Source organism: Exiguobacterium sp. SH0S1, from assembly GCF_004337165.1.
Classification (GTDB): domain Bacteria; phylum Bacillota; class Bacilli; order Exiguobacteriales; family Exiguobacteriaceae; genus Exiguobacterium; species Exiguobacterium aurantiacum_A.
This window is the reverse complement of record NZ_SJVC01000012.1, coordinates 1-16,948: the sequence shown is the minus strand read 5'-3', so window position 1 is coordinate 16,948 and position 16,948 is coordinate 1. Positions and strand designations below refer to the sequence as shown.

At 52.5% G+C, this 16,948-nt stretch carries 22 protein-coding genes, 10 tRNA genes and 1 rRNA gene; 5 read left to right on the top strand and 28 right to left on the bottom strand.

The annotated features are described in order from the left end of the window. The 19 genes from EVJ20_RS14940 to acpS form a co-directional block, all read right to left on the bottom strand. Positions 1-64, bottom strand: a 16S ribosomal RNA gene (locus EVJ20_RS14940); the annotation flags it as partial. A gap of 101 nt (positions 65-165) precedes the next feature. Next, positions 166-242, bottom strand: a tRNA-Ile gene (locus tag EVJ20_RS14935). 10 nt (positions 243-252) lie between these two features. Next, positions 253-329, bottom strand: a tRNA-Arg gene (locus EVJ20_RS14930). A gap of 1 nt (position 330) precedes the next feature. After that, a tRNA-Leu gene (locus EVJ20_RS14925) sits at positions 331-418 on the bottom strand. A gap of 30 nt (positions 419-448) precedes the next feature. Continuing rightward, positions 449-524, bottom strand: a tRNA-Lys gene (locus EVJ20_RS14920). 9 nt (positions 525-533) lie between these two features. Beyond that, positions 534-605 (bottom strand) — tRNA-Gln (locus EVJ20_RS14915). Between the two features lie 7 nt (positions 606-612). Next, positions 613-688 (bottom strand) — tRNA-Asp (locus EVJ20_RS14910). 23 nt (positions 689-711) lie between these two features. Then, a tRNA-Val gene (locus tag EVJ20_RS14905) sits at positions 712-787 on the bottom strand. Positions 788-791: 4 nt separating this feature from the next. After that, a tRNA-Glu gene (locus tag EVJ20_RS14900) sits at positions 792-866 on the bottom strand. Positions 867-898: 32 nt separating this feature from the next. Then, positions 899-990: transfer RNA gene (locus tag EVJ20_RS14895), tRNA-Ser, on the bottom strand. A 9-nt stretch (positions 991-999) separates the two neighbouring features. Then, positions 1,000-1,074, bottom strand: a tRNA-Asn gene (locus EVJ20_RS14890). A gap of 220 nt (positions 1,075-1,294) precedes the next feature. Continuing rightward, entirely contained in the window at positions 1,295-3,433 is a 2,139-nt protein-coding gene (locus EVJ20_RS14885) for a Tex family protein (RefSeq protein ID WP_236636520.1), read from the bottom strand. 66 nt (positions 3,434-3,499) lie between these two features. After that, positions 3,500-4,300, bottom strand: coding sequence for an RNA polymerase sigma factor SigB (sigB, locus tag EVJ20_RS14880; protein WP_016510526.1), 801 nt, complete (start codon positions 4,298-4,300; stop codon positions 3,500-3,502). Then, on the bottom strand, positions 4,266-4,742 hold the full coding sequence (gene rsbW, locus EVJ20_RS14875) for an anti-sigma B factor RsbW (RefSeq protein WP_070329224.1): 477 nt from the start codon (positions 4,740-4,742) through the stop codon (positions 4,266-4,268). The genes sigB and rsbW overlap by 35 nt, the downstream gene beginning before the upstream one ends. Further along, positions 4,739-5,065 (bottom strand): STAS domain-containing protein, encoded by a 327-nt coding sequence (locus tag EVJ20_RS14870; protein ID WP_016510528.1) that lies wholly within the window; start codon positions 5,063-5,065, stop codon positions 4,739-4,741. Before EVJ20_RS14870 ends, rsbW begins: the two co-directional genes overlap by 4 nt. A gap of 141 nt (positions 5,066-5,206) precedes the next feature. Next, the gene (locus tag EVJ20_RS14865; protein ID WP_016510516.1) at positions 5,207-5,557 is read right to left on the bottom strand and encodes a type II toxin-antitoxin system PemK/MazF family toxin; all 351 of its coding nucleotides are present in this window, start codon (positions 5,555-5,557) and stop codon (positions 5,207-5,209) included. Between the two features lie 5 nt (positions 5,558-5,562). Then, positions 5,563-5,841 carry a hypothetical protein gene (locus EVJ20_RS14860; protein ID WP_070329223.1) on the bottom strand — a complete coding sequence of 93 codons (279 nt, stop codon included), beginning with the start codon at positions 5,839-5,841 and terminating at the stop codon, positions 5,563-5,565. Between the two features lie 128 nt (positions 5,842-5,969). Further along, complete coding sequence (gene alr, locus EVJ20_RS14855; RefSeq protein WP_131508747.1) at positions 5,970-7,046, bottom strand: alanine racemase; 1,077 nt, start codon at positions 7,044-7,046, stop codon at positions 5,970-5,972. Continuing rightward, positions 7,024-7,401 (bottom strand): holo-ACP synthase, encoded by a 378-nt coding sequence (gene acpS, locus EVJ20_RS14850; protein WP_070329221.1) that lies wholly within the window; start codon positions 7,399-7,401, stop codon positions 7,024-7,026. The genes alr and acpS overlap by 23 nt, the downstream gene beginning before the upstream one ends. A 63-nt stretch (positions 7,402-7,464) precedes the next feature. Between acpS and EVJ20_RS14845 the strand changes: the two genes are divergently transcribed. Then, positions 7,465-8,190: a rhomboid family intramembrane serine protease gene (locus EVJ20_RS14845; RefSeq protein ID WP_131490623.1), complete on the top strand. Its 726-nt coding sequence runs from the start codon at positions 7,465-7,467 to the stop codon at positions 8,188-8,190. 36 nt (positions 8,191-8,226) lie between these two features. Here the strand turns inward: EVJ20_RS14845 and EVJ20_RS14840 are convergent, their stop codons facing one another. From EVJ20_RS14840 to EVJ20_RS14830, 3 genes are read right to left on the bottom strand one after another with little or no spacing between them, the layout of a single operon-like run. After that, on the bottom strand, positions 8,227-8,544 hold the full coding sequence (locus tag EVJ20_RS14840; protein ID WP_070329219.1) for a hypothetical protein: 318 nt from the start codon (positions 8,542-8,544) through the stop codon (positions 8,227-8,229). Positions 8,545-8,578: 34 nt separating this feature from the next. After that, the gene (locus tag EVJ20_RS14835; protein ID WP_236633533.1) at positions 8,579-9,061 is read right to left on the bottom strand and encodes a hypothetical protein; all 483 of its coding nucleotides are present in this window, start codon (positions 9,059-9,061) and stop codon (positions 8,579-8,581) included. Next, a complete protein-coding gene (locus tag EVJ20_RS14830) occupies positions 9,054-9,329 on the bottom strand; it encodes a 4a-hydroxytetrahydrobiopterin dehydratase (protein ID WP_070329217.1) in 276 nt (91 codons plus the stop codon). The genes EVJ20_RS14835 and EVJ20_RS14830 overlap by 8 nt, the downstream gene beginning before the upstream one ends. Before the next feature lie 142 nt (positions 9,330-9,471). Between EVJ20_RS14830 and EVJ20_RS14825 the strand changes: the two genes are divergently transcribed. Together EVJ20_RS14825 and EVJ20_RS14820 are read left to right on the top strand one after the other, a co-directional pair. Then, positions 9,472-10,005: a cysteine hydrolase family protein gene (locus EVJ20_RS14825; protein WP_070329216.1), complete on the top strand. Its 534-nt coding sequence runs from the start codon at positions 9,472-9,474 to the stop codon at positions 10,003-10,005. Positions 10,006-10,028: 23 nt separating this feature from the next. Continuing rightward, the gene (locus EVJ20_RS14820; RefSeq protein WP_131508745.1) at positions 10,029-11,474 is read left to right on the top strand and encodes a nicotinate phosphoribosyltransferase; all 1,446 of its coding nucleotides are present in this window, start codon (positions 10,029-10,031) and stop codon (positions 11,472-11,474) included. A 35-nt stretch (positions 11,475-11,509) separates the two neighbouring features. Here the strand turns inward: EVJ20_RS14820 and EVJ20_RS14815 are convergent, their stop codons facing one another. Continuing rightward, a complete protein-coding gene (locus EVJ20_RS14815; protein WP_070329214.1) occupies positions 11,510-11,812 on the bottom strand; it encodes a hypothetical protein in 303 nt (100 codons plus the stop codon). A 95-nt stretch (positions 11,813-11,907) separates the two neighbouring features. Here EVJ20_RS14815 and EVJ20_RS14810 point away from each other — a divergent pair, with 95 nt between their 5' ends. Then, positions 11,908-12,399, top strand: a complete 492-nt coding sequence (locus EVJ20_RS14810; protein WP_236633760.1) for a YwpF-like family protein — start codon at positions 11,908-11,910, stop codon at positions 12,397-12,399. Positions 12,400-12,473: 74 nt separating this feature from the next. Here the strand turns inward: EVJ20_RS14810 and EVJ20_RS14805 are convergent, their stop codons facing one another. From EVJ20_RS14805 to EVJ20_RS14795, 3 genes are all read right to left on the bottom strand, one after another. After that, positions 12,474-12,950, bottom strand: coding sequence for a DUF456 domain-containing protein (locus EVJ20_RS14805; protein ID WP_070329213.1), 477 nt, complete (start codon positions 12,948-12,950; stop codon positions 12,474-12,476). Between the two features lie 10 nt (positions 12,951-12,960). Further along, positions 12,961-13,560, bottom strand: coding sequence for a histidine phosphatase family protein (locus tag EVJ20_RS14800; RefSeq protein ID WP_070329212.1), 600 nt, complete (start codon positions 13,558-13,560; stop codon positions 12,961-12,963). Between the two features lie 66 nt (positions 13,561-13,626). Further along, the gene (locus tag EVJ20_RS14795) at positions 13,627-14,562 is read right to left on the bottom strand and encodes an alpha/beta hydrolase (protein WP_070329211.1); all 936 of its coding nucleotides are present in this window, start codon (positions 14,560-14,562) and stop codon (positions 13,627-13,629) included. Positions 14,563-14,735: 173 nt separating this feature from the next. Here EVJ20_RS14795 and EVJ20_RS14790 point away from each other — a divergent pair, with 173 nt between their 5' ends. After that, positions 14,736-15,758 carry a metal ABC transporter solute-binding protein, Zn/Mn family gene (locus tag EVJ20_RS14790; protein WP_131508743.1) on the top strand — a complete coding sequence of 341 codons (1,023 nt, stop codon included), beginning with the start codon at positions 14,736-14,738 and terminating at the stop codon, positions 15,756-15,758. Positions 15,759-15,800: 42 nt separating this feature from the next. Here the strand turns inward: EVJ20_RS14790 and EVJ20_RS14785 are convergent, their stop codons facing one another. Beyond that, entirely contained in the window at positions 15,801-16,247 is a 447-nt protein-coding gene (locus tag EVJ20_RS14785) for a hypothetical protein (protein WP_131490621.1), read from the bottom strand. 50 nt (positions 16,248-16,297) lie between these two features. Further along, a complete protein-coding gene (locus EVJ20_RS14780) occupies positions 16,298-16,753 on the bottom strand; it encodes a hypothetical protein (protein ID WP_070329208.1) in 456 nt (151 codons plus the stop codon). Between the last annotated feature and the right edge of the window lie 195 nt (positions 16,754-16,948).

Below are 16,948 nucleotides of genomic sequence, written 5' to 3'. Positions count from 1 at the left end.
CGACTTGCATGTATTAGGCACGCCGCCAGCGTTCGTCCTGAGCCAGGATCAAACTCTCCAAAGAATTTGATATAGCTCTTGAAAATGACGAAGCTTGCGCTTCAATCAAAACTTGTAAAACTTTTTTTGCCTCATCGTTCAGTTTTCAAAGTTCGTCAGTTAAGATGGTGGGCCTAAGTGGACTCGAACCACCGACCTCACGCTTATCAGGCGTGCGCTCTAACCGGCTGAGCTATAGGCCCATAATAAAAATGGTGCACCCTGAGAGATTCGAACTCCCGGCCTTTAGATTCGTAGTCTAACGCTCTATCCAGCTGAGCTAAGGGTGCATGGTGCGGTCGAGAGGACTTGAACCTCCACGGTGTTAACCACCACTAGGCCCTCAACCTAGCGCGTCTACCGATTCCGCCACGACCGCAGCGTAATTAAATGTTACGAGGAATAAAAATGGTGAGCCATGCAGGGCTCGAACCTGCGACCCTCTGATTAAAAGTCAGATGCTCTACCAACTGAGCTAATGGCTCAAATATAAGCTGGGCTGGAAGGGATCGAACCTTCGCATGTTGGAATCAAAATCCAATGCCTTACCACTTGGCTACAGCCCAACGTAAATGGCGGTCTTGACGGGATTTGAACCCGCGATCTCCTGCGTGACAGGCAGGCATGTTAACCCCTACACCACAAGACCAGTATACGCGCTTAAATTTGAAATGGTGGAGGATGACGGGATCGAACCGCCGACCCCCTGCTTGTAAGGCAGGTGCTCTCCCAGCTGAGCTAATCCTCCGAAATGGTGACCCGTACGGGAATCGAACCCGTGTTACCGCCGTGAAAGGGCGGTGTCTTAACCGCTTGACCAACGGGCCATTTGTTTGATTGATGTTTTCTAAAAAGTAAGTGGCGGAGACGGAGGGATTCGAACCCTCGCACCGGTTTCCCAGCCTACTCCCTTAGCAGGGGAGCCCCTTATAGCCGCTTGGGTACGTCTCCAAAATAAAATGGCTCCGCAAGTAGGATTTGAACCTACGACCTACCGGTTAACAGCCGGTTGCTCTACCACTGAGCTATTGCGGAACGTTGCTTGAATTTTTCAAAGTAACGATTTAAATTGTAACCGCAAACCCGAAACGTGTCAATCACTTTTTTAGAAAAGCTTTAATTTTTCATGCCGCGCTCTTGGCGACTCCTATAAGATATCACGGTAAAAAACGACCGTCAACACTTTTTAATAAAAAAGTTGAGCAAAATGAAACCACTTTGCTCAACTCCGACTTTCTTCTTACTAAATATCGATTTATTGTTTTTTAGGCTCTAACATCGTCAGGCTGATTCGACCCCGGTTGGCATCGACTTGCTCAATCCAGACGGTGACGATGTCCCCGACCGCGACGACGTCGAGCGGATGTTTGACGTAACGGTTCGACAACTTCGAGATGTGGACGAGCCCGTCCTGTTTGACCCCGATATCGACGAACGCCCCGAAGTCGATGACGTTGCGGACCGTCCCTTGGAACTCCATCCCGACCTGCAAGTCTTCTAAGTTCATGACGTCCGTCCGTAAGAGCGGCTTTTGAATATCCTCACGTGGATCACGGCCCGGCTTGGCGAGTGACTTCAAGATGTCTTCGACCGTCGGTAGTCCCGCCTCAAGCGTTTCGCTGAGCACTCGGGCATCGACCGATTTCAACCGATCTCGCAACTCGGCCGTGCCGACCGCTGCTTTCGAGACACCGAGTTCCTTCAATAGAGATAACGTCAACTTGTAACTCTCTGGGTGGATCTCGGTTTGGTCGAGCACGTCGCTCCCGTTCGTGATGCGAAGGAAGCCAGCTGCTTGCTCATACGCCTTCGCCCCAAGCCGCGGCACTTTCTTAATCTCTTTTCGGGTATTGAAGCGCCCGAACTCATCACGATACGCGACGATATTTTTTGCCGTCGTCTTATTGAGGCCCGATACGTACGTGAGCAACGACTCGGAAGCTCGGTTCACATCGACACCGACCATGTTGACGACGCTCTCGACGACGAACTCGAGTGAGCCTTTCAATTTGTTTTGACTGACATCATGCTGGTACTGTCCGACCCCGACCGATTGCGGGTCGACTTTCACAAGCTCGGCCATCGCATCTTGGATCCGACGGGCAATCGATACAGCCGAACGTTCTTCGACTTTCAACTCCGGGAACTCAGATCGCGCAATCTCGGAAGCCGAGTATACGCTGGCACCGGCTTCATTGACGATCGCGTACGCGATCTCACGCTCGGCCGTCTTCAGCCAGTTCGAGACAAATTGCTCGGTCTCACGTGAGGCGGTCCCGTTGCCAATGACGATGACGGAGATCGGATAGCGTTTCACGAGAGATGAGAGCACTTTTTCTGAACCGGTCACGTCATGCTTCGGCGCCGTCGGATAGAACACGCCGACTTCTTCGACTTTCCCGGTCTCGTTGACGACGGCCCACTTACAGCCGGTCCGGTAGGCCGGGTCAATACCGAGCACGACGACTTCACGGAGTGGCGGCTGCATATAGAGCTGCTTCAAGTTCTTCGCGAAGACGTCGATTGCTTGTTCTTCAGCCGTCTCGGTCAACGAACTGCGGATTTCACGTTCGATGGCCGGGAAGACCGATTTCTTGAACGCGTCCTTTATAGCGAGCGTCACGACATCCCGTTTCTCGGTCGGAAGACGATCTAACTTACTGATTGCTCGTTTCAAGAACAACGTCTCGTCAAAGACGAGCTTCACTTGGAGCACGTCGGTCCGCTCACCCCGGTTCAACGCGAGGATGCGGTGCGGCACGATGCCGACCACTTTCTCCTCGTAGTCGTAATACTGGGCGAACACTTCTTTCTCATCTTCTGCCGCCTTTTTCTTTTGGGACCGGAGGAGTGCCTCGTTCCGCACTTTCGTCCGCAGCGTCTGGCGGAGCGCTGCCTCTTCCCCCCACTCTTCCCCGATGATCGCTTGTACGAACGGAAGCGCCTCTTCTAGCGCCAGTTCACCCGCGAGTCCCTCCGCTTGTTGCACCGAATAAGCAGATGCTTCCCGGAACCAGTTGGCAAGCGGCTGTAACCCCTTCTCTCGTCCCTGCTCGGCTTTCGTCCGGCGCTTCGGACGATACGGCAAGTAGATGTCCTCGACTTGTTGGAGACTCGTCGCGACCTCGATGGCCCGTGTCAGCTCCGGCGTCGCCTTCTCGAGTTCTTCGAGTTTTGCGAGGACGTCTGTTTTCCGTTTTTGGAGACTCTCTTCGTATTGGAGCGAGTCGAGGATCGCTTTGATCTCGACTTCATCCAAATTCCCCGTCATCTCTTTTCGATAGCGGGCCATGAACGGGATCGTCGCTCCGTCCGACGCAAGTTGTTGTACCGTCTCGATTTGACTCGTATTCAGCTTTAATTCGTTCGCAATCTTCGTAATCAATCGAATCACTTCCTTTTCTCTTCTCTATTGAAGTGTAGCAAACTCTGTAGAAGACGACAAAAAAACGATGACCGTTTAGTCATCGTTTGAGAATACTTCGTTGAGTGGGACTTTGATGGCCTCACGCAATTTCTCGAGCGCGCGTCGTTGTAGACGTGACACGTGCATCTGGGAAATACCGAGGAGTTCGCCCGTCTCTTTTTGACTCATGTTTTTATAGTAAGCACATTCCAAAATCGCTTGTTCCCGCTCGTTCAAGACGCTGAACGCCTTTTCGAGAATGAGGCGCTGGTCGACTGACTCATACCCACGCTCTTGGCTGCCGACGAGGTCGAGCAGTGTGACCGTGCTACCTTCATTGTCCGCTTCAATTGAACTGTCGACCGAGAGCGCTTGATAGCTCTTGCCCATCTCGAGCGTTTCGAGAATTTCTTCATCGGAAACGCCAAGGTAGTCGGCGATCTCATCGATGCGCGGTGACCGTTGCAGTTCTGTCGTCAGCTCTTCGACCGTCTTCTTGATTTTCGGTCCAAGCTCCTTGATCCGACGCGGCACGTGAACGCTCCACGTCTTGTCACGGATGAAACGCTTGATTTCACCGATGATCGTTGGAACAGCGAATGATTCGAAGCTGCGTCCGAACTCCGGGTCGAAACGGCGAAGTGCGGCGAGCAACCCGATCATCCCGACTTGCACGAGGTCATCATGGATGGCCCGGCCACGCGAGAATTTTCGAGCGAGCGCTTCAACAAGGTCTGAGTATCGGTTGATGAGGAGCATCTGGACTTCTTCGTTTTGATCGTCCTGTTGATAGCGCTCAATCCACTCTAATACTTCATCATCACTGTGATGGCGTTGTTGAGATTTTGCTGGCACTCTGATCCACCTCGTCCCTGTTAAGGAGTTTCGTCATCGTCACTTTGACACCGTTGTCCTTGTTGATCGAGACGTTATCCATTAACGCTTCAATGAGGAAAAGACCGAGTCCCCCTTCGTGAAGCGATTCGATTTCTGCCGTCTCCTCGACCGGAGCCGCTTGGCGTTTCACGTCGTCCGCGAACGTCTTGCCCGAGTCTTCGATCGTCATCTCGAGGCGGTCGTCGTGGACGCCGCACGTGAGCTTCACTTCACCCTCTTGGTCTTCATAAGCGTGCTGAACAGCGTTGCCACACGCTTCCGAGACCGCGATTTTAATATCCTCGATCTCGTCGTACGTATATCCCATACGGTTAGCGATTCCTGAGACGACTAAACGGACCACGCCGACATATTCCGGTTTGGCCGGGAACGTCATCACCGTCTGTTCGATGTTACTCATTTCGTGCCACCTCTTACGTTTGTATTGATCGACAATAACTTGTCTAGGCCTGTCAATTCAAAGAGACGGTTGACGCGATCGGTAACGCCGACGAGCGACAACTCTTTCTCGTTACGTTTGGCAATTTTAAGTGCGCCGACAAAGACGCCGAGACCTGTTGAGTCCATATAGTCGACTTCGTCCAAATGAACGATGACATCTTGTTCCGTAATCGCCGGGTGCAAGACCTCTTTCAATTTTGGTGCCGTATATGTGTCTACCTCTCCAGAAACGTAAAGGTGTAATTGTTCTCCAATGACTTGCTCGCGAATCGCTAAATCCATTGTATATTCCCTCCTAATGTTACGCATAGAAAAATTGAGTACGATTAATCATATTTCCCTTATTTCAGGATTTGAAACCACTTTTATCGATCTTTTTGAAAAAAAAACCGATACCCATGTACCGGTTTAGTTATATGTAAGCTAGAGCGGGATTAATCCCATACTGATCTCTAGCGCTCGGTCAACTTTGTGCATCGTCTCATCATCGAGATGAGTGACTTTATCCGTCAGACGACGCTTATCAATCGTTCGAATCTGTTCAAGCAAAATCACGGAGTCTCGTTCGAGGCCGTGTTTGACTTGATATACTTCCACATGAGTCGGCAGTTTTGCTTTCTGGATCTGAGCCGTAATCGCAGCGACAATGACGGTCGGGCTAAAGCGATTGCCGATATCGTTTTGAATGACGAGAACCGGACGAACTCCACCTTGCTCTGAACCGACTACGGGCGACAGATTCGCATAAAACACGTCACCACGCTTTACGATCACTCCGCTCACACCCCGCTTACTTGACGTAAGAGAGCATGTTCGGCTTCCGTCTCAATCATCAGCATCTCTTCTGCCATATTCAAATTAAACGCGGCCATCTCTTGATAGCCTTTCGCCAATTCTTCACGCAGTGCTTGTTGTCGATCAGCAATTTCCTTAGACAAGTACGTCACTACATCGTTCAATGACAGTGATTCACGATCTTTCATCGAAATCGGACTCACATGCTGCGAGAACCGATCTGGAACGGACACTAGAGCACCCGCAGTTCGCTGTTTCAACATCTTGCACCTCCAGAATCGTTTCGGTGATTGGCGGAATTTTTCCCGCGTTCTTTATCAATATAACACGCAAGAATGGGAAAATATAGAGGATTCACGAAAGAATTCAGATAATTTCACACGTTTATGATTTACACGTAGCGCCGTGGCAATCGACTCGTCAATTGACAAACGACCTCGTAATTGATGGTCCCGAGGTGTGCCGCGAGTTCATCGATGGCGACCGCCCCGCCGATCAACGTGACGACGGTGCCGACCGAGAACTCGTGCGGAAGGCGGATCATGAAGCGGTCCATGCACACCCGTCCGACGATCGGGCAACGCTCGCCCTCGACGTCGACTTCGAAGCCGCTCGCCTTGCGGATCCAGCCGTCGGCATATCCGACCGGTACCGTCCCGATCCATTCATCGGCCGTCGTCGTGTAAGTCGCACCGTAGCTGACCGTCTGCCCGGCTTCAAGCGTCTTCACTTGCATGAGTCGGCTCTTCAATGTGAACGCCGGTTTCAAGAACGCATACGCCGACGCCATCTCGCTCGATGGGTATAACCCGTACAGCGCGATGCCGACACGGACAAGGTTATAGGGAACATCTTCTCCGGCCATCCGGATCGCCCCGGCCGAGTTCGATGTATGAATGTAGCGGAAGCGCGGGATGAGTCCGTCGATCAATTGACTGAACCGCTTTTGTTGCTTGTAATAGAGCGGACTGTCCGGTTCGTCGGCCGTCGCGAAGTGTGTATAAATCCCTTCGACGTCAAAGCGGTCGTCGGCTGCGTCGAGAAGTGCGTCAAGTTCGGCCCGCGTCCGCAAGCCGAGACGTCCCATGCCTGTGTCGACTTTGACGTGTACGGTGAGCGGCCGCTCGGTCACATACGCTTTCGCCTCACGTAACCAGTCGGCCGAGAACACGGAGAGCGTCACATCATGCTCGGCCGCGACTCCGGCGTATTCTGGGAATTGTGCTTCCATGACGAGTATCGGGGCGGTGATACCGGCGTCTCGAAGCTCGATTGCTTCTTCAAGCAAGGCGACTCCGAGCATCGTCGCCCCGTTTGCGAGCGCGATGTTCGCGACCTCAACGGCCCCGTGCCCGTAGGCGTTCGCTTTCACGACCGCCATGAGCGCTTGCGGGATACGTTTTTTGATTTCGATGATGTTGTGGGCGATCGCCGCCCGGTCGATTTCAATCCAACTTGGACGAAACATGGTGATCCCCCTCTTCAATGATGACTTGTGCGACGGCGTACCGTTCGCTATGGCTAATGCTGACATGAATCCGGCCCGGGTGAGGCGCCGTCATATGCGGGCGTCCCGTCTCGTCCGGCAATATTTCGATCTGCTGCCACGACAAACCGCGGGCGATGCCTGTCCCGACCGCTTTGGCGTAGGCTTCTTTCGCCGCGAACCGACCGGCGACGAACTCGATTCGGCGTTCGTCTGAATACGTGAGGGCAAGCCCGCGCTCTGCCTCCGTAAGCACCCGGTTCATAAAGCGAGGTTGTTCGATCGAGCGAGCGATCCGTTCTAGCTCGACGATATCGATTCCGATTCCCGCAATCATAGGACACTCGCTCCTTTCCTTTTTCACTCGTTTCCTTATACAATTAAGAAAAGAGGTGATGCTATGTTTAGTCGTACTGAGAATGTTCAAACGTTCGTACGGGCGTATCCGCTCGTAACGCTGTTCATTGTAATCCAACTGCTCGTGTTTGTCATCGATTCTTTGATGCCCTCACTGCGTATCGTCGCGCTCGGAGGGTCGTTCCACCTCGCGCTCGCCCAGGGCGAGTGGTACCGTCTCGTGACAGCCAACTTCATTCATTTAGGCCTCGGTCACTTGCTGTTCAACTCGTTCGCGCTCATCATTTTCGGACCTGCCATGGAACGCATGGTCGGTCATGTGAAGTTCGCCGTGTTTTATCTCGTGGCGGGTGCGCTCGCCAACTTGTTGACCTTCTTCACGGTGAGCGAACTGTTCTACCTGCAGGCCGGTGCTTCGGGTGCGATTTTAGCGATTCTCGGCTTCTACGTTTTCATCGGCCGCTTCCGCCGTACGCTCATCTACAGCCAAGACGCTCGACTCGTCTATATCTTCGTCGCCATCAGCGCCGTGTTCACGCTCATCGGGTCGAACGTGTCGCTTTGGGGACACGTGTACGGATTCTTGGCCGGATTCTTGCTCGCGATCCCGCTGTCTCGTTTCACGGTGCCTTACTCGCGTCCGCTCCGTTACGGGAAGTACAAGCCGCGGAAGTACGCTCCGCCTGTCGTCCATTCGAGCGACAGCAAATGGATTTTCTACGTCATTATCGGGCTCGCCGTTTTCGGCTTGTTCGCACAGTTCTTATGAAAAAATGGCCAAGCGCTCAGCGCTTGGCCATTTGAATTAAATCTGATTTTTATGACGTGCGTCTTGGAGCGCGTCGACCAAGTCTTTGACGTCTTCGACGAGGTTTTGAATCGTGTCTTGGTTTTCTTCGTACAACGCCTTCAAGTCCATGACGCGGTCTTTCAAGCTGCTTTTCGATGAGGCTTGGAGCCCGACCGAATGTGATTGCGTCGATGTGTCCGTCGACTTGAGTCGTGACTTCATCCCTTTGAGCTGTCTGATCTGCTGATCGCGTGTCTCTTTGTGGAGTAGCGATGCGCTGGCACCGATGATGGCACCTGCCGCCAAACCCATCCAGAAGTAGTTCTTGTTCATAAAAAAATCCTCCCCTAACGTGACGTTATGTTTATTATAGGTTATCCGGTTCACTGACGACATAGTGTTTTATGATCGGACCGGCCCCTTTTTGTTCGACGGCTTCTTTCAACCGTTCTTGAAACAGTAAGTAGTCGGTCGAATCACGGAACCGATTTCCTTCTTCAGTGAATTGAATGATGACAATCCCGTGGTTGTCGTCCGGGTCAACGCCGAGCCGATACGCGGCAAATCCGTTGTGCCCAGACCCGAGACGAGACTTTTCTTTCAGCAATCGGTGGAACAAGAGCGACCGGGCGTTCGAGTCGACCGGGATGTTCGCATAGATGATATTCCCTGTCGGCGCGAATTGTCCTGCCGCTTCTTCGATCTGGAACGTCTTCCCACTCTGGAACGGGGACTTGTCCCCTTCGGCAAGCAAGATTGTCTCGTTGCCGCTCGCGACGATGACGCCCGGTTCCTTGCGCAACCGATCGGCCACACTGCCTGAGGCGAACGTCATAAACAGTTTAGACAAGTTCCTCACAGCCTTTCGCGAGCATGATGTCCTTCTCTGTGATGCCTCCTTCGTCGTGTGTCGACACGGTGAGCGTGACGTTGCGATACTCGATCAATATGTTCGGATGATGGTTGAGCGTCTCGGCCATATCGGCGACGAGATGAACGAATTGGATCGCCTCCGGAAACGTCTCGAGGCGATACGTTTTTTGTAACTCCCCTTCGACGACTTCCCAGCCCGGTAATCGTGACAACTGTTCAGACAGTTCGGTCGATGACAAAATCATCAGCTGATTCCCCTTTCGATTGCAGTTCCTCTTACACTTACTACCCGACCAAGCGCGAAAATAATCTTTTTCGCATGCCGCAAAATGATTTAGAATAAGAAAGATAGCCAAATCATTCTTCACAAGAGAGAGGAGACTTCCCATGCGGGCATTGATCGTCATTGATTATACGTTTGATTTTATCGCAGACACGGGTCGTTTGACTTGCGGGAAACCCGGGCAAGACATAGAAGAACGAATCGTCCAGTTGATCGAGGAATTTTCAACAGAGGACTACGTCGTCGTCGCGAACGACGTCCATGACGCCGGCGACACGTATCACCCTGAAACGACGTTGTTCCCACCCCACAACATTCGGGGCACGGAAGGTCGCGAGTTGTACGGCGCCGTCAAACCCGCCGCCGAACGCGCCGATCATTGGATCGACAAGACGCGTTACAGCGCCTTCGCAGGCACAGACCTTGACCTTCGCCTACGTGAGCGCGGCATCCATGAAGTCCATCTCGTCGGTGTATGCACCGACATCTGTGTGCTCCATACGGCCGTCGATGCGTACAACCTCGGATACAAGATCGTCGTCCATGCGGATGCGGTTCAAAGCTTTAACCCGGTCGGACACGACTGGGCGCTCGAACATTTTGTCACGACCCTCGGAGCTACTGTGACCGGGAAGTGACGCCAAACAGAAAGGAAACTACAATGTTACATCGCAACTTAGCGCTTCATACCGACCTTTATCTCCCACGCTGGATGTATATTTATTGGAAACAAGGCCGTCATAACGAAAAAGTCGTCTTCGACCTTTACTACCGCTCGAACCCGTTCAGCGGCGGTTACGTCGTCTTCGCCGGCTTGCAAAATATCGTGCACTATTTAGAGAACGTCTCGTTCACGGAAGCCGATATTGCTTATTTGAAAGAACAGCTCGGGTTCGAGGACGAGTTCGGTGACGTTCTCCGCAACTTCAAGTTCACCGGTTCTCTCTATAGTGTGCGCGAAGGTGAAATCATCTTCCCGCACGAACAAGTCGTCCGGATCGAGTCGACGATCTTCGAAGCGAAGCTGTTCCAAACGGCGCTCCTCAACATCGCTAACCATGAGTCACTCATTGCCTCGAAGTACGCCCGAATCCGTCAAGCCGCGCCGAATGAGACGTTGCTTGAAGGCGGGGCCCGCCGTGCCCAAGGCGTCGACGCCGCCTACTATGGGACGCGCGCCGCTTACATCGCCGGCTTTGACGTGACGAGCCTCGTTTCGGCAGGACGTGATTTTAACGTCCCGACCGGAGGGACGATGGAGCACGCCGACATCCAGTTTCATGATGACGAACTCGAGGCGTTCCGTTCGTTTGCCGAGATGTATCCGGACAACACGAGCCTGTTGATCGACACATACGACACGCTCAAATCGGGGCTCCCGAACGCCATCACGGTCGCAAAAGAGCTCGAGGCGAAAGGATACCGCTTGAAATCGGTCCGTCTCGATTCGGGCGACCTTGCCTACTTATCAAAACGGGCTCGGAAAGCATTGAACGCGACCGGTCTCGACTACGTTAAAATTGTCGTCTCAGGTGACCTCGACGAGTACGTCATCCAAGACTTGCGGATGCAAGGCGCTGAAGCCGACACGTTCCTCGTCGGGACGCGCGGGATCACGGCTTATGAACAGCCGGCCCTCGGGATGGTGTACAAGCTCGTCGCCCGTGAAGGGGCCGACGGCGAGTTGAAACCGGTCATCAAAGTGTCGTCCTCGAAAGTGAAGACGACGACCCCGCACAAGAAAGAACTTTACCGGATCATCGATAACGAGACGGGCAAGTTCAAAGGGGATTACATCGCGCTCGCCGACGAACCGGTCGAGACGTATACAGAGATCGACTTGATCGACGTGCGTGACCCGGCGTTCCGAATCAAGACGCGCAACTTCACCGTCAAACGTTTGCTCGAACCGATCTTCCTAGATGGGAAGCGCGTGTACGACTTGCCGAGTGCGACAGACATCCGCCAGTATCACCATGAGCAGATGAACGGACTATGGGAAGAGTACAAGCGACTCCGGTTGCCAGAAGTGTATGCGGTCACGTTCAGCAAGCCGCTGTGGGATTTGAAGCTCGAAATGATCCGTCAAACACGGATTCCAAAATAAAGAAAAGGTTACGGGGCGTCCCCGTAACCTTTTCTTTATGCGGTCGTCATTTCGTGCGCATGGAGTTTATCTTCTTTTCTCCGAAAGTAAAGTGCGATCGAAAGGGAAATCAAAATCAAGATGAAATAGATGGTCCGCTGCCAAAACGTCGCCTCCGTGTCCCCCTGGAACAAGGCGATGATATAGTCACTCCCACTCACGAAGAACAGTCCCGAGAGTAAAAGAAAGATGCGATACCCGGCTCGACTCCGTTCTTGCTTTACTTTGAAGAAAAGGACACCGTAATAACCGATTGCTAGGATCGTGATATATCCGATTATGCCAACAATCCAACTCATGGTGATGCCTCCTTATCCTCTGATATTCACGTCGCTTCCCCGTTATCGTAACACAATCTTCGAATCAGACTATGTTAAGATGAGTTAAAGAAAACGTGGAAGGGATCGATACGATGAAAACGTTCCGTCTGGTCCAAGTCCGCCTCGTCCAAGACGAGTACGGCAACGAGTTAAACCTCCCGATCGAGCTGCTCGACGGGTTGATCATCTCGAAAGAACACGATAATGAATGGCTCCTCGAAATGCTCGTCCCGACCGAATTTGCCGTCATGCTCCACCACTATTTGAATAAACGGATCCTTCTTTTAGCAGAGGCGGTCATCACCTCGGCCAATAACCGTCCCGCGGCCATCGCGATGACGTTCACGAGCGAGCGTTCGCTGTCGAACCATCACACGTTCGTCGCTGAAGGATTGATGCTCCTGCCAAAACAAGATCCGACGAAACAAGTTCTCGACTCCTTGATCTCAGAAGGGGTGGCGGACGCCAATCTCAAACCGTCGTTCTTCGAAAAACAAGTCGAGCAGCAACAGTCGTTCAGCCGCTCTGCCTTCACCCAGCTCGTCAAGACAGGATCGTTCGAATAAGCGAACGGTCTTGTTTTTCTTTCCCCGTTTTTGTAAACGGCTCAACCAAAAAAGACGAAGAATTTTCTCCGCCTTTAGATATACATGAAAAACAAGATGACCATCATCGTCATCCCGATGACTTTGAGCACGGTGCTCCCAAGGAATGCGAGCACCGTCCCGACGCCGATGCTCCACGCCTCGCGCGTCGTTTTGCCGAGCGTGAGCTCCGCTAAAAACGCAAAGATGAACGGGAAGATGAGTACGCCGACGAGCGGGAAGATGAACGGTCCGGCGATTAAACCGATGGTCGCGCCCCACTTCGCCCGTTCCGAGCCGCCGCGCTTGTCGACTGTCGCCCGTGTGACGATGTAGTCGACCGCAAACAAGAAAATCAAGAACAGGATTTGCCAGAGCCAAAACGTCCATGTGAGCGGTTCAAACGAGAACCCGAATCCGTAAATCACATAACCGATGAATAAGAACAGCACGCTCGGGATGACCGGATAGATCAATCCCGCGAACGCGACAACAAATGATGCGATGATGAAAATCCAGAGCAATGTCGTCATGAGCCTCTCCTCACTTCGTGACGATCTCGTTCGTAATATGATCGGCAACGTTCACTGCCTTTACGACGAACTGATCTTCACGATGTTCGATATAGTTCGAGCAGGCGTTCCGCATGGCATGGCGGAACGTGTACGTGTCATCGACCGCCGATAGGGCGGCTTTGATTGCATGCGAATGGCAGACGACGATGATCCGCTTCCCTTTATGCACCTCGACGAGATGTTCCATCCCTTCAAGCACCCGGGCCCGCATCTCGTCTTCCGACTCAAGACCCGGAACCCGTTCCTGATCGTCCGCTTGAACGGCCTCGTAAATGCCAGGCACCGGTTTGCCTGACGCATGGCCGAACTCACGCTCGATGAACCGTTCGTCTTGAATAATCTCGCCCGGACCGATCCCACACGCCTCCGCGATGTAATGGGCCGTATCGATTGCTCGCGTGAGCGGGCTCGCGACGATCACGTCCCAGTTCTCTTGACTTAAAAAAGCCGCGCTCTCTTCGGCTTGGCGATGTCCAAGCGCGTTGAGCGGGATATCTTCCCGTCCTTGAATGATTTCTTGAAAATTCCAATCTGTCTGACCATGTCGGACTAAACAAAGTTCCGTCACACTCTTCACTCCTTCGTAATCGTTAAATCTTTTCCAATCGTAACATCTTTCTAAAAAAGCGCAACGTCACGTCAAGGCATCGTCGATGAAACGATCGATGCGGGCCATGAGCTGTGTTTCTTTAATCGGATTATCAGATTGGAGAAAACTTGCAAGCGAGTGGGTACCGTTCGGGAACGAGATGAGCTGGACGTTCGCTCCGACCTCACTGGCGTGCTCGACGAAATGGAGCGCTTGCCCGAACGGGACGATCGGGTCTTTTTTCCCGTGCAAGATGAGAATCGGCGGCGCGTCGTCATACAGATGTGTGACCGGTGAACATTTCACCATCAATTCACGCCACGCCTCGCGACTGCCCTCGTAAAACTTCAAGTGCGCGAGCCATGTCTGGATGAACTTGAACAATAGGAAGTTCGTCGGCGGATACAGCGCGATGACACCTTTCATCGGCGGCACGTCGTCACCGAGTTCACCTGTAAACTGTTTACCCCGGTCGAGCGCCGTCGCGAGGACGAGCGCCGCACCCGCCGAGTCGCCCCAGCCGATCAATTGATCGATATCGAGATTGAGAAGCCCGTCATGTTGTTTCAAGTAACAGAGCGCGTCAGACACGTCGATGATGTTGTCCGGGAAGTAGACCCCGTCCTCGAACAGTCGATAGTCGATGCTGACGATGGCGAACCCTTTCCCCAAGAAATGATCGAGAAGGGGATGGAACAATGTCACCATGCCTCGGCCTCCGCGGACGAACGCGCCACCGTGCGCGTAGACGGCGACCGGGAACGGTCCATCGCCCGGTGGGTAGTATATATCGAATTGGAGCGGTTGGTCGTTGACGACCTTGTACGTGTGGGTTCGTCGTTTGCGTATAGACGGGCGAACCGTCATCTCTGGTTCTTGCCATCTAACGAGCGAACCGTACTGATTCCAAACGCTCGCCCCGGCCGCGGTCGCCGCCGCTAACGCAGCGCCCCCGACAAACCAGGCGGTCTCCTTTCTCATACAAATCCACTCCTCGCTCTTTTTTTAATCATATTCCCTTTTTCTTAAAAAACCATCCATCGGAAGTCGGACTTGACGTGTGATTGACTGCCCCCTATAATATTAGACGCAGTCACAGAACGTAACCGTTACGGTTTAATAATTGATATAGAGAATGAGAGGCGGAATAATACATGAACAAGAAATTAATGAGTGTCGCCGCGGCCGGGACACTTTTACTCGGCGGTTGCGCCAACAACGAAGAGAGTAATGCTACAAATGCTACAGACGAAGCGAGCGATCAGTTGACGGTATACGCGTCGACATTCGCCTTAAAATCGATTGCCGAAGAGATCGGGGGCGATCGCGTCCGCGTTGAGATGGTGATCCCGCCCGGCGCCGACCCGCACACGTACGAGCCGACTTCAAAACAGATGACACAGATCGCGGAAGCTGATCTATTCCTCACGATCGGCCATGACCTTGAGCCGTACGTCGAGTCGATGGAACAGAGTCTCGCGAGTGAGGACGTCACGTTCGTCAAAACAGCAGAAGACATCGCTCTGCTCTCGGCTGACGACACGGTCCACGTTCACGGTGAGGATGAGCACGGCCACGAAGCAGACGAGCATGGCCACGAGGAAGATGGGCATACGGAAGAAGAAGCAGGCCACAGCGAGGACGACGGTCACAATCACGGCCAATACGACCCGCACGTCTGGCTCGATCCGATGAACGCCGTCTCGATGGCAGAAGCGGTTGAGGCGTCGTTCGCCGAGCAAGCGCCTGACTATAAAGACGAATTCGCAAATCGGTTGAGCGCATTCAAAGAAGAAGCCGACACGCTCGATGCCGAGCTGCAAGCGGCTGTCGACGCCGGTTCGAAGTCAGAGCTCCTCGTGACGCACGCGGCTTATGGCTACTTGGCGGAACGATACGGTTTCGACCAGCTTCCGATCACTGGTCTCACGCCGTCTGAAGAGCCGTCACAGCAAGCGCTCAAGCGGGTCATCGAAGAGGCAGAGCTCCATGACTTGAAGTACATCGCGTTCGAGGACACGGTGACACCGAAAGTGGCCGAAGTCGTCAAAAATGAAATCGGTGCCGAAGCGGTGACGATTTACAACCTTGAATCGGTCACGAAAGAACAGATGGACCAAAGCTATTTCGACTTGATGCGCGAGAACGTCAAAGCGCTTGAAATCGCATTGAAATAAACGAAATCCCGAAGCATGTGAACTTACACGCTTCGGGATTTTTTATGCATTGGCTCGACGATCCACCATCTTCAAACAAACGATAAGTAAGAGGATTAACGCGATTATAAGTGTCAACAGCAAGGTTTGTGTATCGACAAGTTGAGACGTCTTCCACGTTTTCAAGGATAGAACTGACCAAATTTGGCTCAACATAAAGCTAGACAGTGCAATGAAACTGATATGAAATACTGTCAGTTCTGGAACAAGTCGTCGACTAACTAAATAACTATTCATGACGAGCATGAGCAGATAAACCGTAAGTAGCACATCCCATACGCTTTGCAACGACTCATACGCATCGAATCCGCTATGCCGATACAAAAACAAGCCCATCAATACGAGTAAAGATCCGAGCGTCAGACGCCCAATCCATTTCTCCCCCGTTTGATAACCTAAAAACGGATTAATGAAAAGCCCAATCCATAACAGAAGTCCTAAAAAATCCACGCTCCATCCCTCCGTCATTTTTGTTAAATTATACCATGTGATAGAGGAATTCATTCATAATAAATCAACACGAGCTCATCCCGTTCGCTCGCCTCGTCACAGAAGCGCTTCAACAGCGTCCATTTGAGCCAAATGTCATCGAGACTGTCACGATTCACTAGCGCCATCTCTCCGACATCTTCTTTTTTGAAGGCGTTCATCGCGTCTTTGACGATATGAAGCAGCTGCGGCGTCAAAATCCCGACGACGACCGCCTGCTTCTCATTGACGACCAACTCTTCCCCGATGACGGCCATCTCCAAGTTATACGTATCATTCCCGTCGATATACACCTCGATTTGACCGAGTATTTGTTGAAACCGTTCAATATTTGGAAGCGTCAACGTCTCGTACGTGTCACGGTGTTGCTCGTGCACGTGAAGCAACCAGTCTAAAATCATCTCCGGGTCTTGACCGAACGAGACCCATACTTCCGGGGAAATGCGTATATAATGTGTCGTCTCCATGAGTGAACGCCCCCCTTTTCTTCACTTTACCCTTCTTTCAGACGCAAAAAAACCGTCTACGTATATTCGAGGGCACTGAAAAACTTCAAATAATTTTGAGCAGAGGAGCGTCATCCCGGATGGGATGGCGCTCCTCTGCTTTCATTTCCCTTCAAGCCGCCCTGTCCGGCACGCCGCTTTCCTGGGGGCGGTCAG